The organism is Flavobacterium sp. B183, assembly GCF_023539155.1.
Taxonomy (GTDB): domain Bacteria; phylum Bacteroidota; class Bacteroidia; order Flavobacteriales; family Flavobacteriaceae; genus Flavobacterium; species Flavobacterium tructae.
Map to the genome: position 1 here is coordinate 4157393 of NZ_CP097434.1, position 23114 is coordinate 4180506.

General features: G+C 35.5%; 14 protein-coding genes. 3 read left to right on the plus strand and 11 right to left on the minus strand.

The genetic code is table 11. The annotated features are described in order from the left end of the window. Positions 1-519: 519 nt before the first annotated feature. The 3 genes from M4I44_RS17195 to M4I44_RS17205 form a co-directional block, all read right to left on the minus strand. Complete coding sequence (locus M4I44_RS17195; protein ID WP_249965517.1) at positions 520-1293, minus strand: polysaccharide deacetylase family protein; 774 nt, start codon at positions 1291-1293, stop codon at positions 520-522. 151 nt (positions 1294-1444) lie between these two features. Next, positions 1445-3868: an ABC transporter permease gene (locus M4I44_RS17200; RefSeq protein ID WP_249965518.1), complete on the minus strand. Its 2424-nt coding sequence runs from the start codon at positions 3866-3868 to the stop codon at positions 1445-1447. Positions 3869-3871: 3 nt separating this feature from the next. Next, on the minus strand, positions 3872-4585 hold the full coding sequence (locus M4I44_RS17205; protein WP_249965519.1) for an ABC transporter ATP-binding protein: 714 nt from the start codon (positions 4583-4585) through the stop codon (positions 3872-3874). A gap of 280 nt (positions 4586-4865) precedes the next feature. Here M4I44_RS17205 and M4I44_RS17210 point away from each other — a divergent pair, with 280 nt between their 5' ends. Both M4I44_RS17210 and M4I44_RS17215 read left to right on the plus strand, forming a co-directional pair. After that, a complete protein-coding gene (locus M4I44_RS17210; RefSeq protein ID WP_249965520.1) occupies positions 4866-6215 on the plus strand; it encodes a sigma-54 dependent transcriptional regulator in 1350 nt (449 codons plus the stop codon). A gap of 1 nt (position 6216) precedes the next feature. Continuing rightward, on the plus strand, positions 6217-7548 hold the full coding sequence (locus M4I44_RS17215; RefSeq protein ID WP_249965521.1) for a PAS domain-containing sensor histidine kinase: 1332 nt from the start codon (positions 6217-6219) through the stop codon (positions 7546-7548). Between the two features lie 91 nt (positions 7549-7639). Here M4I44_RS17215 and M4I44_RS17220 read toward each other — a convergent pair whose 3' ends face one another. From M4I44_RS17220 to M4I44_RS17255, 8 genes are all read right to left on the minus strand, one after another. After that, positions 7640-8356: a DUF3667 domain-containing protein gene (locus tag M4I44_RS17220; RefSeq protein WP_249965522.1), complete on the minus strand. Its 717-nt coding sequence runs from the start codon at positions 8354-8356 to the stop codon at positions 7640-7642. A gap of 492 nt (positions 8357-8848) precedes the next feature. Then, positions 8849-9361, minus strand: coding sequence for a hypothetical protein (locus M4I44_RS17225; protein WP_249965523.1), 513 nt, complete (start codon positions 9359-9361; stop codon positions 8849-8851). Continuing rightward, positions 9339-12863, minus strand: coding sequence for a DUF6443 domain-containing protein (locus tag M4I44_RS17230; RefSeq protein ID WP_249965524.1), 3525 nt, complete (start codon positions 12861-12863; stop codon positions 9339-9341). The genes M4I44_RS17225 and M4I44_RS17230 overlap by 23 nt, the downstream gene beginning before the upstream one ends. 119 nt (positions 12864-12982) lie before the next feature. Continuing rightward, the gene (locus tag M4I44_RS17235; protein WP_249965525.1) at positions 12983-17278 is read right to left on the minus strand and encodes a DUF5977 domain-containing protein; all 4296 of its coding nucleotides are present in this window, start codon (positions 17276-17278) and stop codon (positions 12983-12985) included. Between the two features lie 392 nt (positions 17279-17670). After that, the gene (metQ, locus tag M4I44_RS17240; protein WP_017495671.1) at positions 17671-18489 is read right to left on the minus strand and encodes a methionine ABC transporter substrate-binding lipoprotein MetQ; all 819 of its coding nucleotides are present in this window, start codon (positions 18487-18489) and stop codon (positions 17671-17673) included. A 282-nt stretch (positions 18490-18771) separates the two neighbouring features. Next, a complete protein-coding gene (metI, locus tag M4I44_RS17245; RefSeq protein ID WP_202702794.1) occupies positions 18772-19425 on the minus strand; it encodes a methionine ABC transporter permease MetI in 654 nt (217 codons plus the stop codon). Continuing rightward, on the minus strand, positions 19418-20449 hold the full coding sequence (metN, locus tag M4I44_RS17250; protein WP_249965526.1) for a methionine ABC transporter ATP-binding protein MetN: 1032 nt from the start codon (positions 20447-20449) through the stop codon (positions 19418-19420). Before metN ends, metI begins: the two co-directional genes overlap by 8 nt. Positions 20450-20924: 475 nt before the next feature. Then, positions 20925-22151 carry a PQQ-dependent sugar dehydrogenase gene (locus M4I44_RS17255; protein WP_249965527.1) on the minus strand — a complete coding sequence of 409 codons (1227 nt, stop codon included), beginning with the start codon at positions 22149-22151 and terminating at the stop codon, positions 20925-20927. Positions 22152-22386: 235 nt separating this feature from the next. Between M4I44_RS17255 and M4I44_RS17260 the strand changes: the two genes are divergently transcribed. Continuing rightward, positions 22387-23112 (plus strand): FadR/GntR family transcriptional regulator, encoded by a 726-nt coding sequence (locus tag M4I44_RS17260; protein ID WP_198288041.1) that lies wholly within the window; start codon positions 22387-22389, stop codon positions 23110-23112. Positions 23113-23114: the final 2 nt, after the last annotated feature.

Genomic DNA, 23114 nt, shown 5'->3' on the forward strand with positions numbered 1-23114 from the left:
CTCTATCAATAGTAACCATAACACAACAGATATTTAAAAGAGATTTGGGGATCTTTTTTTTAGAATAAATGTGTTTCATACAAAAAACTTACTTTATTCTATTTTTTAAATATATAATTGTTTCTATTTTCTTAATAAGTAGCAAAAATAGTATGCTGAAATTAAATCGACTGTAGAACATTTTATAACAACCTGTAGAACTTGTTCTACATTTTTACTAATAATTAATTCTACAATTTTCATGATGCAAAGATACAGTTTTTGAAAAAATATGCCGGATTATTTACGAAATCGTTTGATCGGGAGCTTGTAGAACACCACAAACACGTACATCAAAGCACTGATTTCTAATCATTCACCTTCTCATTTCTAAAAAAAATCAGGAATTCTCATGAAAAACCTTCTCTTCATTTTAAAGATTGATCTGAGTGAAAAACATGCAATTCCTACTGAAAAAAGATCCGATCCGAATCTTTCCGTTTCAGTAAAAATTATTGTTATTTAACGTTAAGGAATAGTTTATTTGTGCTCGAGCAAACCGTCTAAGTCCGATAAGGTATAAAACTTGAGATCGTTTAACTTCATATACCTGCAGATAAATTCTAAAGTTTCTATTTTCGTCTGATAATTTTCGGTAACATTTCTAACGGGTTTATGACCGCATAAAATCAGGATTTTGTTGTTTTTTTTTGCATAGTGCAATAATTCGAGAAGATACGGAATACTGAAATGAATATGGCTATTGTCGATATCAAAGGCAAATACAATTTTAGAATTGTTAAAATAGCTGTCCTGTTTTTCCGGAAGTTCTCCTCCAAAGGCTCTTCCTCTTATAATTTTAAATTTGGGAGATAACGCTTTATCCAATGCATCAGATCTTAATCCGTATGGATAAGCAAAGCTGGTCATTTTAAAAGAATGTTTTTTCATGGAAGCGATCATAGGGGTAATTTCCTGATCAATGTAAGCATCCATTCCATTTTTATTGACAAATTTAACGGCATTATAATGATGATAGCCATGTCCGGCTATTTCATGTCCGTATTTTTGCATTTCAAGAAGTTTTTCGATTTGCGGTTTCCCAATCGAATCAATACGGCAGACATTAAAAGTAGCTTTCCAGGAGTATTTTCTCAAAGCCTGATCGGCTTCGGCCCATTCGTCTACATAGGCATCATCAAAAGATAAAATTACACCCGCTTCATAAGCTTTGGCGGCCGGATTTTGCTTTTTACTTTCACAGGAAAATAAGGTCAGACAAAATATAAACAATACCGATTTAAGAAAAAACATCTTCATAAAATATAGCCTCAAAAATTTAAAAACGCACTCTTTTTTTAATCAATAGAATCTTATTATTTCAAATATAGTTCTTTTTTTCAGTTTTCTGCCATTAAAAAAGCCTCCAAAATGTTCTCACTTTGAAGGCTTTACTTTTTATGATTTATTCGTATTTCAAATATTTCAAAACATCTATTTTAGTGGCCTGATAAGCCCTTGAAAGCACCACTGCTAACGTTAGCAGCAATAAGGCGATAAATCCAATTAAAAATGGATAAACCGATATTGTAATGCGATACGAGAAATTTTCTAACCATTTGTTAAGTAAATAATAAGCCGGAAATAAAGCCATTAAAAAGCCTATAATACTGAAAACTACATACTGCTTGCAAAGTTCTTTTAATAGAACATTTGTCTCGGCACCCAGAGTTTTTCGAATCGCGATTTCTTTCATGCGTCGTTCAATAGAGTACGAAGCCAGTGCAAACAATCCAAAAAGTGCAATGACAATGACAATGACATTTAATAACGAAAATAGATTTTTTTGCCTTACATAATTGCTATAGGATCTTTTGTATCCTTTATCGACAAAATCATACGAGAATGGATATTCCGTATCTACTTTTTTTACCCAAAGATTTTCAATATCAGTCAAAGTCTGCTGCATGTTTTTAGCATCCGCAGTAATATAAATATTATTCAAAAGTTCAGTAAACCAAGGCACTGTCTTAAAATGAAAAAAGGACATGGGAGGAATAGCCTGACCCGGATCCATCAGATTAAAATCTTTTACCACTCCCACAATAATGGCATCCTGACCATTCCAGTTTACCTTTTTCCCTATCGGATCTTTTTCGTTCAATAACTTGAGTGCAGTCTCATTAATCAACATTGAACTAACAGTATCCTGAGCAAATTTGGGATCTAAATAGCGCCCTTTAACTATTTTAATTTTCAACATTTCCAATAATCCGAAGTCAATTGGTATATTATTTCCATCTATACTTTTGTCTTTATATTGATAAGTGATGGTCGATTTTGGGCCATATCCTAAGACAAAACCGCCACCGGAAACTTCTTTAACCCCTTTGATATGAAGCAACTGATTCCTGATGCTATTATATCGGTCCAGTCGCTCTTTATTGCTGATTTTTTCTCCATAGATATTCTTATACGAAATGTTCAAAATTTGTTTTCCATTAAAACCTAACTCTTTAGAGTTCATATGTTCTATTTGCTGGTACACAATATAAGATCCGATAATGAAAAAAGCGGCCACACTAAACTGAAAAATCAACATACCGTTACGGAGCCAAATACCGTTTTTACTTCGGCCAAAGTTTCCTTTCAAAACCTTTAGCGGTTCAAAATTAGAAACATAAACCGCCGGTAGTATACCTGCCAGTACAACCGTTATAAAAAATATAGCCACCAGCTGCAGGTAAAACTGACTGCTTTGTAATACCAGTGATTTTTCTAAAAAAGCATTGTAATACGGTAACGAAATTTCGACAATAACCAATGACACCAAAATGGCAAACAACGTAATGAGAGCCGTTTCAAAAACAAACTGTTGGATTATACCATATTTTGAAGCACCAATAATTTTCCGAACTCCAACCTCCTTAGCTCTTTTTACCGCATTTGCCGTAGCCGAATTAACATAATTTACAATCGATAACAACAGGATTAAAACCGATAACCCCACCATAATAAGTAAAAATTGAAAATTCCCTTTTGATTCTGCCATACCACCGGTTTTGGTATGCAGACGAACGGAAGCCAGAGACTCTAAAATTGGTTTTACTTCACCATATTTGCGAATTAGTTCTTGAGGAGTAATTCCCTGCTCCTGTGCAAATCGGACTGTTAAGTTTTCAAAGTATACTTTTTGGAGATTCTTTGCTACTGGTTTCTCATCCTCCTGATTTTTCAGTTTCAGCAATAAAACATACTGAAAGTTTCCCCAAAACTGAATGTTTGCATTAATCCGCTGGTCCATAAAATTAACCACACAAGAAGGATTATAGGCTGATTTTTTATCTAACTTATAAACACCTCGTACCATCAAAACTTTCTTCTGTAAAACTACTTTTTTACCTACAGCAGTTTCATTTCCAAAAAGCTTAAACGCCAAATCCTGCGATAAACAAATACTGTTTACATCCGGTAAAGCCCCCTTTCGACTGCCCTCAGTAAATTCATACGGAAAATAATCAAAGAAGTTTCCCTGGGCAATGGTAATCTTGTCAGATTGTACTTTTTTGTCTTTAAAATATAGAATGTCATTATCATAACCTCCGTTCAAATAACAAAAAGATTCGACTTCAGGACTTATAGCTTTTAGCGCTGCCCCTACAGGTGCCGAACTTGAAGACCAATAGGTTGTAGCATTCATTTTATTGGCTACTAAAAAAATCTTGTCTTTATTAGGGTTCCATTGATCGTAGGATTGTTCCTCATTCCAGTACAAAATGGCAAAAATTAATCCTGCAATTCCAATACTCAAACCCAAAACATTTAAAGCTGTAAAAACCTTATTGTTTTTAATGTGGTAAATAAATATGTTGATCCAGTTCTTTAGCATGATTTAATTTGTTGAATGGTTTACTAATACATCTACATTTCTATGATTCATTTTCTCCGAAAGAATAGCTCCATCTTTCATCACAATAGTTCTTTGCGAAAACGAAGCATCATAATCCGAATGTGTAACCATTAGAATTGTTGCACCTCCCGCATGAAGATCCGTCAACAATTCCATTACCTCATTACCATTTTTACTGTCTAGATTTCCTGTAGGTTCATCGGCAAGAATAATTTTCGGATCATTGATTAAAGCCCTGGCAACGGCTACACGCTGCTGCTGCCCTCCCGAAAGCTGTTGCGGATAATGTTTCAAACGATGTGAAATACCCAAGATAGTAGCAATTTCCTGTACTTTTTTCTTTCTTTCAGATGACGGCACCTTATTGTAAATCAGCGGTAATTCGATATTATCAAAAACCGATAGTTCATCAATTAAATTAAAATTCTGAAAAATGAATCCGATGTTTTCTTTTCTCGCTTTTGATTTTAAATTTTCTTTCAAACCAATCATTTCCTGTCCTACCAGTTCGTAACTTCCACCGGAAGCACTGTCTAATAAACCGACAATATTCAATAAAGTCGATTTTCCACTTCCTGATGGCCCCATGATCGATACAAAATCGCCTTCGTTTACGGTTAATGAAATTTCACTTAAAGCTTTTGTTTCTACTTCTTCGGTTCTAAAAATTTTAGAAAGCTTTTTAATTTTGATCATACTACTTTGTTTTTGATGTTTGTTTTTCTTTCTGAGAATTTTATTGCCGAAGTAAAAAACAGATCCTAAATTAAGATAATTGATAACATAATCTATAAATATCTATTTTTGTTACATTTACCAGCAATAATCATTCTCCTATTTGATGATTTGCTAATAGTAATATGATTTTCGTGCCAAAAATTTAAAATTCGTAACTACCTTATTTTAAATTTTTTAGTATCTAAAAGAATTTAAAAGTGTCCAATAATGGACAGCTTTCGTCCAAAACTGAACAAAAATGAAAAAGACAAATGCTGCAATATTAATCATAGACGATCAGGAAGACATCCTTTTTGCGTCGAAAGTGTTCCTGAAAAAGTATTTTGAAGACATTTATACCCTCAATAATCCAAAAAATATTGTCGAATTATTGTCGCAAAAACGCATTGATGTTGTTTTGCTCGACATGAATTACAGGATAGGTTTTGAAGACGGAAGAGAAGGTTTGTATTTATTGAAAGAAATAAAAACACTATCTCCTAAAACGGTTGTGATTTTAATGACCGCTTTTGGTAAAGTCGAAACGGCAGTTGAAGGCTTAAAATCCGGTGCTTTTGATTATATCTTAAAACCGTGGGAAAATAAAAAACTGCTTGAATCTGTCAAACAGGCTGTAGATCAATCCCGAAAGGAACAGAGGAACGTAAAAAATACTGAAGTCGAAAATGACTTTTTTATTGGTACCTCAGAAATGATCAAAAAATCCTATTCCCTTGCTGATAAAGTGGCTAAAACGGATGCTAACGTTTTGATTTTGGGCGAAAACGGAACGGGTAAATTTGTTTTAGCACATCATATCTTTAGCCAATCCGAAAGGAAAAGCCATCCATTTATAGCTGTCGATTTGGGAGCCTTAAATTCGAATATTTTCGAAAGTGAGCTGTTCGGTTATGCCAAAGGTGCTTTTACAGATGCCAAAACCGATACTCCCGGGCGTTTCGAAATGGCGCAAAACGGAACTATCTTTTTGGATGAAATTGGAAATGTACCGCTGCATTTACAATCGAAATTGCTGCAGGTTATTCAAACCAAAACAGTAACCAGACTAGGTGAAACAAAGCCAAGGCCGCTAAATGTCCGCATCATTACAGCAACCAACCTAAATCTTAAACAAGAAGTTACCGATAAAAACTTTAGGGAAGACCTTTATTATCGTATCAATACCATGGAAATCGTTCTGCCACCTTTACGGGAACGTCACGAAGATAAAATTCCGCTGGCAGAATACCTTCTCGACAAAATGATTGCAAAATACAACCGAAATACAATTCAATTTGACAAAAAAGTACTGGAACAAATTGAAAAACATGCCTGGAATGGTAACATCAGAGAAATGGAAAATAAAATTGAACGTGCTGTTATTCTGTGCGAAAACAATAAAATCACCACTTCAGATTTAGATTTAGAGACCATAACTCCCTACGAAGAGAACCCGGATGACATTCAGCTTTCTTCTGTAGAGAAGGCAGCAGTTGAGAAAGCCTTGCTGAAAAACAACAATAATATCAGTAAAACAGCAGAAGAACTAGGGTTGTCCAGAGGCTCTTTATACCGTCGTTTAGAAAAATACAACATCAATATCAATTAATATGTTTCAGACCTTCCAAACCTATAAACTGCTGTTTTTACGATTGATTCTGATTGTGTTGATGATCGAAATCTCTTTTTATTTTTTTAAAACAAACCTTTTCTTTACCGGAATCTTTGGCCTTTTTGTTGTATTCCTGCTTGTTCGCGAAATGTACTTTTATACTCGGAATTTTATTTTGCTTTACAACAAAACCATCTCTTCGATCTTACAAAATGATTTTAGTTCCGATTTTTCACAGCATAAATACAATAAAAACTACCACGAATTGTTTCTCTTATACGATACTCTAAAAGGCAAACAAAACGAACAGATCTCTAAAGACATTGTCTATCGTTCGATTTTAAACACTATAGAATCCGGGATCATCATTCTGCAAAAAGAAGAAACGGAATGGAACATTTTCCTAATGAACGATCATTTTTCTTCTCATTTTAATGTTCCGAAAGTCTCCAAATGGAAATATCTTAAAGATCAATTGCCATCGTTGTGTGAAGTTATCGAAGCTGACGAATTTCAGGAAGTCAAAACCTCTTTAGAGATTCGGGTACAAGAACAAAACATGCAAACCTTTGTATTGCAGGCTTCTAGAACTGAGATCTTTGGGAAAGATTATTTTATCGTTTTACTGGATTCGATTCAGAATGTTGTCGAAAAAAAAGAAAAAGATGCCTGGGTGAATTTAATGAAAGTGATTTCGCATGAACTCTTAAATTCTATAACTCCTATTCGTTCTATTTGCCAGAACCTACAGGATTTGGTAGAACAGGACACTATGTCGGCTGAAGATTTGGACGATGTCAAAAATAGCGTTGAAACCATGCTCAGACGAAGCGATCATCTGCAAAAATTTGTCGAAGGTTATCGAAAACTGGCCATGTTGCCCACACCAAAAAAAGAGAAAGCTGACTTACAGCTACTGATGCACAATTGTCTTCAGATTATGGCTCCCCTGTTCAGGGAAAAAGGTATTGAAGTTGTCAACACTATTACTTCCAAACACTGGATTAATATCGACTCTCAGCAAATCGAACAGGTTTTTATCAACCTGTTAACCAATTGTATTTATGCTTTAAAAGATGCCCCGGAAAAAATAGTAACGATGTCGGCAGAATTTAAAGAAAATAGGGCTTTCATTAAAATCACAGACACCGGAAACGGAATCGAAAAAGAAATTGAACACAAAGTATTTCTCCCTTTTTTCACCACCCGAACAGAAGGTGCCGGCATTGGCTTAACGCTCTCCAAAAATATCATTGAAGCACATGGCGGCTATATCACCCATAGAAATGAAAATGGCAAAACCATTTTTGAAATTTGTTTGCTTGAATAAAAATTCAATAGTTAAAAACAGAAAGTCTATAACTATCATCACCAATTATGGATTACTAACCTACCATTGAAAGCCAAAGGCAAATGGAATTTTAATGTTTTATTACTAAGTCAATTAATGTTCCAACAAGCAAAATGACTAATGAAAATGTCATCATCCCAAAAATGTAGGCAAAAAAGGCTTTAACATATGAAGATGCTTTTCCTTTGTCATAAAACTGTCCAATAGCCCAAGTTGCATACATAAATGCCGCAATTCCGGCAAATTGCATTATATTTAAATGTGTCAGTCCGTAAACAAGTCCAAAAATGGCATAAATTAACATCCCAATTCCCATTACGAAACAGAGAAGAATTAATATTTCAAATATGTTATAATCTCGTTTTCTGAAAAATAGTTTTGTCCACAATGCAATAAATATCCCCATCATTATATTGGAATAACCTAAATTCATCTGAACCCATTTTGAGATAGTACTTGCTGACGTTTTTTGACTGTCAAGGTAATTAATATAACCATCCTGGAAATGAAAAAAATGATTGCTTATGGAATAAATTAAGGAACTAACAATAATAAAAATGATAGGTTTAACGAGTCGGCTTCTGTTTTCAGTAAGATAATTTCTGATATTTTGTCCTGGGCTTGTTATAAGTTCTTTAATCGTATAAAATATTCCACGTTCAAAATGCAAAACGTGTTCAATTTCGTGAACTATATAATGTCCGTTAATCCTTTTGAGTACTTTTGGCTGCCCACAGTCGGGACAAAAATTAGAATTTACTTCGGTGTTACAGTTTAGACAGTTCATTTTTTTGGTCAAATATTTTGGTCAATTTTTTTATTTGTAGTCAGTTTGATAAAATTGTCGCTAACTTGTTTATACCCCCTTATAAAATATGATCAATACCTCTTAACAGGGATGATTTTTAGCAACTGATATCAGTTTTTATTTTTTAAACGGAGCTAAAATACAAAAAAAGTGCAATGATTTTTAATCATTGCACTTTATATAACTTAAAGATTTTATTTGTTTTTATCATAGAATACGCAGCTTTTTATCAGGAACTCTTTGGAGAGCGGATAGCGGATAACACATCAATTCAGGCGAATACTTTGAGGAGCGTAGGTGCAAATTGCACCCTTAATTTAGTTTCTAATTCATTTTAAGATATCTAAACCATTTATTGATAATATTTATTCTATTTGAATATTTATAAAATTTAAAATTTCATATCACTAACTTTAAAAACACTACCAAAATATTAAGTATTCACTATCAAAGTATATTTGATAAATTGCCCTAATTTTTAATTTCATCAATAATTTGATTTTCTTTCGATTCGGGATGATCCCATTCATCAAATATCTTGATATAATTTAGTATAATTTTTTGCGTTTTTAAATTATACCTTCCCAAATATTTATCCACTTCGAAGTTGTTCTTCTTATTAAAATAAAATAAGAACTTACTATTCGTTTCCAATATACCCCAATAGTTATTAGCATGTGAACTTAACGAAAAAAAGCGAACTAATAAAATATTGTTCTTTTCAGGTGAAATAGGAAAAATCTCCATTATTTTTACGATTCCAATCTTACCTATGTATTCGCTAACTTTAATTTCTCTACTGCTTTCAGTCCCAAATTGATTATTCTCAATTAAATATTCTATCATCTCTTTTTGGTACTTTTTTATTCTATAGTCACGGTCCACATAATTTATTTTAGTCTGACCATAAAGATAAAACATAGAGAAAAACAGTCCGAAACTCAGGATTATATTTACTTTACTATTTATTTTTCTTGTTTTCATCCGTTTGTTTATAAAATGTTCCTTCGTTAGTATTAGGCTTACTTTCTTTTTCTGCAGTTGATGCATTTGGACTTTGAGCAGTATTAGAACCTGGATCAGTAATATGAGTACCTTCATGAGTTCCAGTTGCTCCAATTTTCTCGTCCATCGTATAATTGGCTAAATATACTTTTGTATCTCCTTTAGTCATTGTTCTTACTGTACCAGGAGTTCTAGGAGTTGATATATTTTCAATTCCTTTCTCGTAGATAGTCATCGTAAAACCGGTCAGAGCTCCATTACTATCTGTCTGAGGATCTGAATACCCAATTCTAACCGCTCCATCATTTTCTGTAATAACATTTTCTGTGTCTACTTTCATGTCAACTTTTAGATCAGAACTTTCCATCTTATCTAAAGTTTCTCTACCTATCGCAGTTGTCGACATAGCATTACCAATTCTTTGTGTATCAGCTGATGCATTACTACTCCAAGTAACACTTCCGTCTTGATTTACTGTATGAGTAACTCTTTGCCCGTCAGTTCCAACTATCCATTGAGGGCCCATACCATCAGGATCAATAAATCTTAATGGATTATCAAAGCAATAGTTATATGGAGACCATCTTCTCATTTTTTCAGCCAAAGGATCTATCGTTGTCCAACCCGCTCTTGCAGGATCATAAAATCTAGCCCCATAGTCGTAAAAGTTAAGCCCCAGCTCATCTTGCAATTCCTTACCATTGTACTTATACTTATTCTCGATACCCGTTTTAACAATATTATACCCTTCATGCTTTAAACCAAACGGATAATAATTACTTTCTTCCTTAATGGCTAATGTTTTATCATAACTCAAGCGAACGTTACCTAAATGATCTTTGTATTGGTAAATGTATTGATAAGAACTTCCTAAAGGCTCTACATAACCTTCAGCCATTGGTAAAAACTTTAAAAGACTATCCTCATATTGATAACCTCCCATATAATCCGTTACTACAGCCGTCGTACCTGTACGATTTACAATTTTCTGTAGCTTTTGTCCCGCAGCATTGTAAATATACACAATATTACCGGTGGTGGCAAAGCTAATTTTTATGGGTAAATTTAAATGGTTATAGGTAATAGCCGTGATATTTTTATTGGCATCAGAGATCATATTTCCGTTAAGATCATACGTATAATCATCACCTGCGTTATTCCCGTCTGTAAAACCTAAATCTTTACGGCTGGAATCGGTAACTTTCATCAGTCGGTTGGCGGTGTTGTTATTGGCATACGTATATACCAAAGCATCAATAGCTGTAGCGCTCTCACTATTTCCGTTACGGCTAAGCCCCATAATGTTTCCGTTTTTATCGTACGATAAAGTCTCATTATAGGCATTAGTGGTTACAACTGCTTTTTGGAAAATTCCTTCTTTGAGTCTGTTTAGGTTATCGTATTTGTAACCATAAGAACGTACAATTCCGTTATCAGAATTAGTAGCCCAAGAGGTTTCAGAAATGTTACCATTGTACAAAGCTTTTACTCCTGAGATTCCGGAATTTAAATTATCGTAATTGATTCTAAAGGCAAATAGATCTTTCGGAGCATCTGGTTTTACTAAAGCAGTAACATCATTAATACCGGTAAGCCACCCTCTGACATTGTAAGTATAGTTGATATTCTGGGCGCTGTTCCCTACTTCTTTCGAGCTAAGTTGCCCCAAATCATCATAGGTATTACTGGCTATAGTCTCCACAGGGCCATTGTTTATTTGATGTGTATGAATCAACAAACGATCCTGAGCAGAATAGGTAAATTCTTCTCTTGTCACAAGCTCTGAACTTCCCGAAGTACGTTTATGCCCCTTTATAGTATGTAATGTCTTTCCGGTGAAATCCAATTTACTGTCGGTATAGGTATAACCTCCCAAATAGTTTTGAATATAGGTACGAACTGGTCTTGCTTTTGGGTCATAAAATGTTGTAGCAGTTTCACCTGCCGTACTGGTAGTGCTACTAAGTACTCTTGTCCAGTTTCCGGTAGCCAATCCTTTAGCATTGATCAAGACCGATTGATCTTCAATACTCGAAGGCGTTGCCGGAGCATTTGGATACGCATAGGTATCGTAATAATTAACAGTTAAAAGCTTAAAAGCCAAAGGCTCAATCTGATTGGTATAATTCACCGCTATACCATCGATCGTTCCCGAATTTTGTTTCTTTTCATACAAAACACCAGCAGCATTCTGAGCGTCCTGTAATAATTTTCGAGTTCCTGAAGTGGAAGTCTGGTTTTTCCAGCCTGTATATACTGGCCGGCCAAAAGCATCGTATTTGGTAATCATCCAGCCTTCAGAATTGATATCTGAAAAAGGAGAATAGGCAGGGCCTGTAGCAACAGGTCTGTCGAGTTTGTCGTATACGATGAATTCCCATTGTTTACCCGGTAGTTTTTTCTCCACCAGTCTGTTGTGGTTGTCGTATTTGTATTGATAACACAATTGATCTAAAACACCCTGAGTTCCGTCACTGATAACAGCGCTGAAAGTACTTCCTGCCTGCGCATGAAATCCAGGAAGCAAGGTAATCGAATTTGAGGCGGTTAAATTCAGAGTATTTCCAGGTAACACTACTGCTGTAGAGGTCAAATTTACAGTTGTATTGGTTGTGGTACCGATAAGGTCTGCCGCTTTTGGCGGAATGACATAGGTTAAGTTACCGTAATCATCATAAACATAATAAGTATCATGAGGGTTTCCGGAGTCGTAGGTTCTTTTTAGAATAATTTGTCCTTCTTTGTTTTTAAATTCTACAGTAGAACCGGCACTTTCGCTTGGGCTGGCACCCGAGTTTTCGTCGTAGGTTATGGTTTTATAAAGTTTATTATCAGCATAGCTGCCTACGATTGAAAAACTAATCTCATACAATCCTAAAGCGGCTTGCCAACTAGTATTGGCTTTAAAAAGTTTTACTCCATCGGCAGCGGTATTGGCTTTGTACTCGATTTTGATTTCGTTGCCATTCCCCATCTTCCAGGAGGCTCCCGGAGCGGCTTGTTTTTGAACACGATTTAAAGGCGATGGTTCAAACTCTTTTTCTGAAAAAGCATTCGCAGTATACTGATATTTTTCTTTTTTATAGAAAATGTCTGCATCATTTAAGGCTGCAACTGGATCAATTATTGGGTGATTGTTGGTTCCATTTGCAACAGGGTAAGGAAGGTATTCTTTGATTTGTCTGCCAAAGCCATCGTATTGCATTGGAGTTACAATATTTTGTCCCTCACCTCCCTTGCCTATCGCAATAGTTTGTATGGGACGGCCCAATCCATCAAAATAGGTCACACTTTGATTGATTTCGTCTTTAGTCAACGTATTATAATTGGCCGATGTAACCGGTTTTTTAGGTGCTGCGGTCGAGACAAAATTATCAGAACTAAAAGTTTGGGCGCTAAGTTCTAAACTTGTCAGTAACAAGAGAAAAACTAGAGAAATGTATTTTTTTATGGAAATACAAGTTATGTTTTGAGAATTCATAATTCTTTATAGGTTTTTATTAAAGACTAAATAGTAATACCAAGTAGGAGACTAGAGGTTTGTGTATTTTGACACTAGCTCTTGATAGTTTTACCAATCATAACATCACTGTTTTGAGATTATTCTAATGGTATATCTCCTTCGTTGCATTCTCCCTTTTGATCGGCATAGCCTTGTCCTTTTACATCAATTTCCTCTTCAGCTAGTTGATTTGCATGAGCCTGAGAGATTGTCGATTTGTGCGTTCCGGCGGGAACCGTATAGGTCACCGGTGTTCCATTTAGCCCCCTTGGACAATAGGTTCTTCTTATGACACGACTAGTAGAAACATTATAAAATAGGCATTGACCTTTGGCATTAGCATTGTCCCGTCCTTTGGTATTGAATCTGTCTCTGGCTTTATCGTCTACATCTGCCTGAGAAGTTTTTAAAGTTACCTCCCCTTCTGGTAAAACATAGCTCTCATAAGAACCGATAGCACCACCAGTACAACCGCTTTTCTGGAAAGAACCACTTATAGCAGCACTTCTAAAAGTACAGTATCCATCAGTGTTCGCTTTGGCTCTTCCTCCATTTTGGAATATTTCCCATGCTCGACTATCAGCATCAGCCTGAGATATTTCCGACTTAACTGTGCCATAGTCTAAGCTGTATGGAACATAAGAACCTACTCCACCAATAGTACAGTCTGTTTTTTGGAAATTCTGAGGCCCTAAAGCTGCACTTTTAAAAAAACATTTTGCATTCTCATCATTATTAGCAAATGCTCGTCCTTTAATATTAAACTGTCTCAATGCCTCTTTATCGGCCTCAGCCTGGGAAACATTTGAACTATAAGCCCCCTCCTGCATCGTATACCATACACTTTCAGGAATCGCTCCCGAAACACAGTTGTCACGAGTAAACTGTTTGCTAAGAGCCGCACTTTTATACAAACCGGGTGCTACAGTACTAATAGTCCCACAATCTGTCTGTTGTCCCTTATAATTGTAACAATATCTTTGAAGCACATATAAATTATGATCTTTCACATATTGCAATCTGCCAAAAGAATCATATTCATAGTAAGTTACTATACCTTTAGAATCGGTTATACTGGTTACTCCTACCAATGGATTATAAGTATAGGTAGTTACCATGGCTTCCGGCAGATTATTTCGTAAAGTGTTTTCCTGAATGCTGGATAAACTCTCTGAAACAATAAAACCTTTACCAAAATACGGAAGAGCTTCTACTTCCGCATAAGTCGCATTCTCTATTTTAGCAATTGGCTGTGATTTGTTGTATCCCCAGATAATTGCCACCGGAGATCCATCTTCAAGAGCATATTCCAATACATTCCCATTTCCATAAGACGTACCATTTACTATATCAGAGTCATATAAATTGAAGTTTATCTTTCTGTTCAAATTATTAAAAGGAAAAGTTTCAACAACACCTTTTGAGGAATGAATTTCTTTAGGTAAAAGAACATTTCCTGTAGCAGGACTTTGTTCATATTTTGTTATAGACTCTGACATTTGTACATTGTTTAAAAATGTCTCCGTTTTAATTGGTTTGTCGATTTTGTTCTGAACCACTAGTTTTTGCATTTCTAAAGTCTGACCGGTGGAAACCAAATCCTGAGGATAACTCAGCTGAGTTCTCAAAATTTCATCCTTACTATTGGTAGTCTCAGTTTTTGTTACCTGGTTATGAACGGGATTCTCATAACCATAAGTTGTGATTTTTTCTGTAGTTGCAACTTCGTTAACATCATAATCTGTCTCTGTTGTTTGGGTTAGTACTTTTTTTCCTTGAGAGGTTTTACTAATACCATAATAAAATTGATACGAATGAAAATCACTGCCTTGATCATAGGGTAAAGCAAAACTTTGCGGATAATCTCCTGGAAACCTTTGGTCTGTCTCAGCAAAATTATTAAGAACAATATTATATGGTAATGTTGATTTTTTAAGAACAGCATACTTATTAACAGTACTTTTTACAATCTTATAGCTATTTGGTACTGCACCTGTTTTATAAACATCCGTTCTCAATAAGGAGCCTTGATTCCATAACTCATTTTTAAAAAACACAAATGAAAAATAAGACAAATTTGAACCAATATGAAAAGCGTTTGGATTGGTAGTCCCATCGGCATTAAAAAATGGGCTTTTAAAGAAGACCGGACTGCTGGATACATCATTATCTAACATTCGTTCAGAAGAAATATTTTCATAGAAGTATTCTGTTTTTCCATTGGCAGCATTACCCAAACTGGTCTTTTCTGTTTCAATTATTTTCCCATAGGATATAGCAGGTGAGCCTCCTGTATTATTATCAAAAAGGGAACTCGTGGAAAAAATAGGTAAAGAAGCCACCGTAGTATTAATTCCTTCGAAAACATAGCGAACAAAGCTTCCATTCCCTTCTTTAATTAATGGATTTTCCTGTTCATACGAATAATGTTTTGATGCAACAGGATCGGTATTTTTTCCGTCGTATGATTTGATCGACTTTACTCGCAATCCGCCAATAAGTTTAGGTACTAAAGTGGTAACTGAACCATTATCTTCCTCCCAACTTGCTGTTATATAACTATCTGGACATCCATTAGCTCCTACATTTCCTGTACGGTACTCATATGCTCCAAGTGTATGAGTCCCAGATCCAAAATCTACAGCTATAGTTCCTCCTCCCGAAGGGTAACCTGATCCTACCGGAGCAGGTCTGAAATAAATGTTTGAATCATAGGTCACTTTACTATTGGGGCCACGCTCTTGCGTTGCACTTGAGAAACCATAAGTTATCCTTCCGCTTCCCTTAATATAATTCACTGGAGTAAAGGTTTGTACATCTGTTGATGCAGCATTCGAATTATAAATACAAGGAACACCATAAGCCCTTGCTGTTTTATGTCCGTAGCCTATGGTAGGAGTTGAAACATATTCATAATACCGGTTACTTTCAAATTCAAAAACTGAATAGCCTCCTTCCGGATAGTTTATTCTTTGCAAAATACCAGACTTCATTAAATTTTCATTAGAGCTTCTATTACCATTTCCTATAAGAGTCGTAGGATTTGTTTGATCAGAACGTACTAATCGCTTAATATAAGTTGGAGGAGAGAGATTTCCGTTATTGTCGTTAATGTATCCCCAATAATCTTTCTTTGTTGTACCTCTAAGAGGCAAAGTTGTCCCTTCATATTCAAAAGAATGCTTTGTGTTTAGAATATTATTGGTAAGTTGAGTTAATTTTAGCGACTTATTTCTACTGGCAATATTTCTTGCAAGGGTATACGAATAAGGAACATCATCACTGAGAGTAGGAGGCTGCGAAGTTGAATTTCCTCCACTTCTTAGGTAATAATCATAAGCAAAACCATATTCCTGCACTAATGTTTTTGTACTTCCTTTTACACTAAATACACTAATTTTATCAAGTTTTAAATCGTCTGCTAAGTCCAACCTGTTTCGCGAAGCGGTAAATTCAACGCTACCATTATTAAAATTGATAGCGGTCAAAAATAGCTTATTAGATATCGTTGAATTAGGAAAAACAGATTGCAACGCAAGAAGGTCGTTAGTCACTTTATTGTCTACTAATTGTTCTCCAATTACAACTGGGTAATCTAATGTGTTTTCTTGTAGCTGTTGGTATTTAAAAGATATTATACCATTGATACTAGAATCATTAGGTGGAATAATTTCTGTTAGATACCATGTTAAATTATAATCTGGTCTATAGGTACCCGAAGTATTACGAATAGTTTCTGTTGCATCATAACCATCAAGCGCCTTTCCAAAACGATAAACAGTTCCGTCTGCTTTAGTTATTTCTAATGTGTGTGTTTTAGGAAATAATTGATTATTGTTTTCTGAAGTTTTAACAATTGTATTTTGCAAATCTCTAAAGATGGCTTTGTTATTTACAAAGTAAAAAGTTCCGGATAAACCAGGTGCATTAACAATAAATTCGTCATATGCTGTATCGAGTTCGCCAGATCTGTAAGGATTATATTGCTTGTACAGTGTATTGTAATTTTCTGCTGTAAAAGTCAGATTTTGCAGGTCTGGGACAGGAGTACCATTATCAACAATTCCTTTTACATTTCGAACTACCGCACCACCTGCATCTAAATTCCATCCAAGTCCTACCCAGGAAGCAAGCTCGTCCAATTGTATTCCGGCACTATTATAAGTAAGATCAATAGGGATTGTTAATTCTTTTGTTTTAATAGTATAAAGCGGAATACCAATATTTACTTTTCCAGTCGAATAGTTTACAGGAAACAAACCTTGTTTTGCAAATGATGCTGCGTTTGGGCTTACCGGGAAATAATTTGGTAAATCTTTTATAGCTTGAGAGTGTAATAAATGTGTAACTAAAACCGAAAAAAAGAAGATTTTTAATAGCGTAGATTTAAGCATAGGAAATTATGGTAGATAGTAAGTTGTATTTTATATTTTTTGCAAGAATAGCTAAAAAATAAAGATTTTTAAGCTGTTTATTTCACAAAATATTAACAAAATTATTCCTCTCTATATCACTCTTAGTTATCTTACTCATAATCAAAATACTAACACAAGAAATATTAGTAACTAGTAGTAATCCTATATATATTTTAGAATTATACTGGCAATACAAAAACACCTTCATCGGAAAATCTCAAATACTAAAACAATAATAAAACCTTTGTAGTCAATTCCAGCCAAAAAAAAGTGCAATGATTTTTAATCATTGCACTTTATATAACTTAAAGATTTTACCTGATAAAAAAGATTAACAGCCCAACCCAAAACTTACTATATTTCCAAAAAAATTACCAGCCCTTTACTGCTCCGCCTTTAAACTCGCGAACCGCAGCCTGTTCTACTTCAGCAGATTGAAAAGCTGCTACAAACTGTTTTATTTTTTCTTCTTTTTTGTTGTCATCACGACTTACAATTAAGTTGACGTAAGGCGAATCTTTGTCCTCTACAAACAGAGCATCACGAGCCGGTACCAGTCCTGCCTGCGAAGCAAAAGTATTATTAATAATTGCAATTGCAACATTCTGATCGTCTAAAGCACGTGGCAATTGCGGCGCTTCTAATTCTAATATTTTAAGATTCTTAGGGTTTTCCGTGATATCCGTTACTTTTGGCAATAAACCTACATTTGGACGAAGTTTCAGTAAACCGTTTTTCTCCAAAAGCAACAAAGAACGTCCTCCGTTTGTCGGGTCATTTGGAATAATGATTGTGCTTTCGTTTTTCAATTCCGAAAGGTTTTTGATCTTTTTAGAATAAGCAGCAATTGGATAAATAAAGGTCTTGGCAATAATCGCCAGTTTGTATCCGCGCTGTTTTGATTGCTCGTCTAAATAAGGTTTGTGCTGAAAAGCATTAACATCAATATCACCCTGACTCAACGCTTCGTTTGGAATCACGTAATCGTTAAAAGAAACCAATTCTACCTCAAGACCATATTTGTCTTTGGCTACTTTTTGAGCCGCCTGAGCCACCACATATTCCGGACCGGCCGCTACTCCAACTTTAATATGATGCGGGTCGTTACTTTTACTTTTTCCGCAATTGGACACCACAACTGATAGCGCCACAATCCCAACTATTTTTAAAAAATTTAGTTTATTATTCATCCTTCTACTATTTATAATTTTAACTCTTTACTCTTTATTCTTTATTCTTTACTCTTTACTCTTTACTCTTTACTCTTTACTCTTTACTCTTTACTCTTTACTCTTTACTCTTTACTCTTTACTCTTTACTCTTTACTCTTTACTCTTTACTCTTTACTCTTTACTCTTTACTCTTTACTCTTTACTCTTTACTCTTTACTCTTTACTCTTTACTCTTTACTCTTTACTCTTTACTCTTTACTCTTTACTCTTTACTCTTTCTTCTCCGCACTCAATTAAACGTTATCTATGGTCAAATCGTTTAGACAATGCATCACCTGCGAACTGAATCAGGAATACCAGAACAACCAGTAAGGCCAAAACCGAGTTCATCGTTACAGCATCATAACCTATATAACCGTACTGGTACCCCACCTGTCCTAAACCACCTGCTCCAACAGCACCACCCATTGCAGAATATCCTACAAGTGTGATTAAAGTAATTGATGCCGCATTAATTAAAGAAGGCAAAGCTTCCGGAAGCAAGACTTTAAATACGATTTGCAAAGGAGTTGCTCCCAATGCACGTGCTGCTTCGATTAAACCTGACGGAAGTCCCAAAAGACTATTCTCTACCAATCTGGCAATAAAAGGAGCTGCTCCAATACTTAACGGGACCAATGCTGCACTTACACCTATGGAAGTTCCTACCAGCGCTCGTGTAAACGGAATCATCCATACAATTAAGATAATAAACGGAATTGAACGAAAAACGTTCACCAAAACCGATAAAAACCGATTTAAAACCGGCTGTTCTAAAATTTGATTTTTTCGGGTCAGAAAAAGTAAAACACCCGTTGGTAGTCCAAGCAGAAAACCAAAAAAACCAGAGACAAAAGTCATCACTATAGTTTCCCAGGTACCTTTTAATAATAATTCAATAATGGATTCAGACATAACCTATGATTTCTGTTTTAATATGTTTTGAAATAAAGTACTGGATTGCAGCATCATAATTTTCACGTTTACCTGACAATTCGATCAGCATCACACCAAAATTAACTTCTCCTGCCTGATCCATTTGCGCGCTTACAATCTTAAAATTGGTATCAAACAAACGCGAAACCTCTGAAATAACAGGCTCGTTAACCGATTTACCCGTCATTTCAAGTCTAAGTAACGGATTCAATCCCTCACGATCTTCTTTTTGCAGCCTTTCCTGATACACTTGGGGAACATCAAGATGCAAGGATGAAGCGATAAATTCTTTGGTCAGTTCATGTTTCGGATCAGCAAAAATTTCTCCAACACTTCCCTGCTCTATTAATTTTCCGTGACTGATTACCGCTACTTCATCACAGATCGATTTCACAACTTCCATTTGGTGCGTAATTAGAAGAACGGTAATGTTCAAACGACGGTTAATATCTTTCAATAAGTTCAAAATCGATCTGGTTGTTGCAGGATCCAGTGCACTTGTCGCCTCATCACATAAAAGTACTTTCGGATTATTAGCCAGCGTACGTGCAATGGCAACCCTTTGCTTTTGACCACCCGAAAGACTTGCCGGATAATCACCGGCCTTTTCTTTCAAACCTACCAATTCTAATAATTCTAAAACACGACTTTTGATTTCGGCTTTAGAAGCTCCAACAAGTTCCAGTGGAAAAGCAACATTTTCGAAAACCGTGCGTGACGAAAGCAAATTAAAGTGCTGAAAAATCATTCCAATCTGTCTTCTCTCTACCGCCAGTTGGGCATTAGACAATTGCATTAATGCTTTTCCGTCTACAATAATTTCTCCCGAAGTGGGTCTTTCCAACAAATTCACACATCGAATTAAGGTACTTTTTCCTGCTCCCGACGTTCCTATTACACCAAAAATTTTCCCGGGCGGAACCGTAAGCGAAACATCCGATAAGGCGGAAACTATTCGGTCCTTCTGATGGAAATTCTTAGTGACATTTTTTAATTCAATCATTCCGTAATTCAAGTTTAAAAACAAAAAAGCCTCTCAAAAAATCATGAAAGGCTTCTTAAATAAATACTATTATTTTATAGGTAAGCCAGATCAATTAACCTCATAACAGGGCCGCAGCACATCATCATGTTGCTGTTACAATAGCTTCTATTCTGGTTCTTTTTTCTCATTGATGCGGCAAATTTAATGAGTTATTTTTAATTTCAAGACAAAAACGAATAAAACTTTTATTAACCTATCAAAATAATAGACTAAAAGCATGTTATGCGTGTTAAAACCATTACTATCAAACGGACAATGTCATCAACAATCTTAAATTAAAAATTAAAAGTCAAAAATTAAAAGTCAAAAATTAAAAATCTGCAATCGTTAATCCAAAATCCAACAATCTAACAATCTAAAAAAACATTTTTATACCAACAAAAAATGGCGCCTCTCAGCACCATTTTTTATTCCTATTTTCAAAACTCTAACGTTACTTTTTATCAATTTTATACAACCTGCCACCATCCGTAACCGCATACAAAGCCCCGTCATTTCCCTGAGTAATATCTCTGAATCGTTGATTCTCTGACACCAGAAGCCTCTCTTCACCCACAACTTTATTATTATCTATAGCAAGACGCACAATATGCATTCCGCTTAAAGCCCCAATAAAAAGATTGTTCTGCCATTCCGGAACGCGATTACCGCTGTAAAACGTCATACCACTTGGCGAAACTACCGGATCCCAGTAATAAATCGGCTGTTCCATACCGTCCTGCTGCTGAATTCCCGCCCCTATTTTTTCTCCGCTGTATTCAATTCCGTAAGTAATGGTAGGCCATCCGTAATTTGCACCAGCCTTTAAGCGATTGATTTCATCACCTCCTCGTGGTCCATGTTCCGAAAGCCAGATTTCACCACTAACTGGGTGAAGCGCCAATCCCTGAGGATTTCTGTGTCCGTAGCTATACAATTCAGGCAATGCTCCTGCCTGACTAAAAGTTGGATTTCCTGATGCCGGCTGTCCTTCTTTTGTAATTCTAACCACTTTACCAAGACCTGATGTAAGCGATTGTGCCAAAGGCCTTGTTTCTAAAACCGAACGTTCTCCGGTGCTTACCACCAAATTACCTGTCTTATCAAACAAAATACGCCCTCCGTAATGAAGTGTGCTCGCATTAGCAGGCTTTGCTCTGTAAATAATCGTCGCTCCTTCTATTGTTTTCTCATCAGCCGATAATTTCCCCTTGGCCACTGCCGTGTTATTTCCTCCGCCAGTAGCTTCTGAAAATACCCAATAAATCATTCTGTTGGATACAAACTCAGGGTCCAGACATAAGCCCAACAAACCACCCTGCCCTCCTGCATTTACAGCAGGAATACCGGTAATAGGAGCACTTACCACTCCCGCAGTTGTAACAATACGCATAGTACCAGCTTTTTGTGTGACTAACAAACGACCATCCGGAAGACTTTTAACTCCCCAAGGGCTTGTAAGCGCACTCGTAATAACCTTAGCTTCAAATACCGTATTGGTCTGCACACCATTAGTACGAGTTTGTCCTGTAAAAGCTGGTTTATAAGTCGTATTTGCAGGATTCCCTTCTACAGGGTTTGTAATCGTACCGGGATTAGACGGCGTTTCTTTGTCATTTGAACAGCTCAAAAAAGTAAAGAATACGCCCGAAAGAAGCACAATGTGTTTTAGATTTTTCATATACAGTAGATTTAGTTAAAAAATGATATTTGGGTATCAACATCAAACTTCTAAATTTTAAATTGAAAAATTTTATATAATTCACCCGAAAAGTTATACAATTTCACATCATACCGTTAACAATTAACAGCAAGAACATTCAAACATAACTTACTATAAAACAAAACCTAACAATTTAAATTAACAATTTGCCTCCTAATTTCCTTATCAATAAAATCATAAAAATATCCTAATAATGGTCGATACTACAATTATTCTTTTACATTTGCGATCATCAGATGATGTGATACTACGCATGAAAACACTAATCCAAAAAAAATCACTTGCAGAAGAAGTTGCTTCCAAAATACAGGAGCAAATCACTTTGGGTCATTATAAAATTAATGAAAAACTACCCATAGAAGCTGAATTGATGAAAAGTTTTGGAGTTGGTCGTTCCTCTATACGTGAGGCGATGAAGTTGCTTGCTAATTCCGGTTTTTTACGTATTCAGCAAGGTGTAGGTACTTTTGTAGAGCGATTAACCAGTACACGCGAACCAATGGATCAGCGTATCATGCGCGCCAATGTTCAGGACCTGGACGAAGTGCGACAAATACTCGAAATGAAAATTGCCGAAAAAGCTGCAATCAACAGAACTGATGACGATATCGCTGCCATGAAAGAGCATTTACTCAACAGAATGATCGCTGCCAAAGAAGGAAATCTCGAGGAATGTGTAGAAGCAGATATACAATTTCATATTGCGATTGCAAAAGCTTCAAAAAATGAAATTCTGGCTGATCTTTACAAATCTGCTTCCGTACATCTTAAAAAAGGATTCCTTCATCTATATGGTGATACCAAAATATTCCAGGAAACATCGGCCGTACACCAACAACTTTTAGAAAATATTATTGCACAGGATCCTAAAAAAGCCTGGAATACTGTTGCAAAAATTATAGGACATATCAATTACTAATT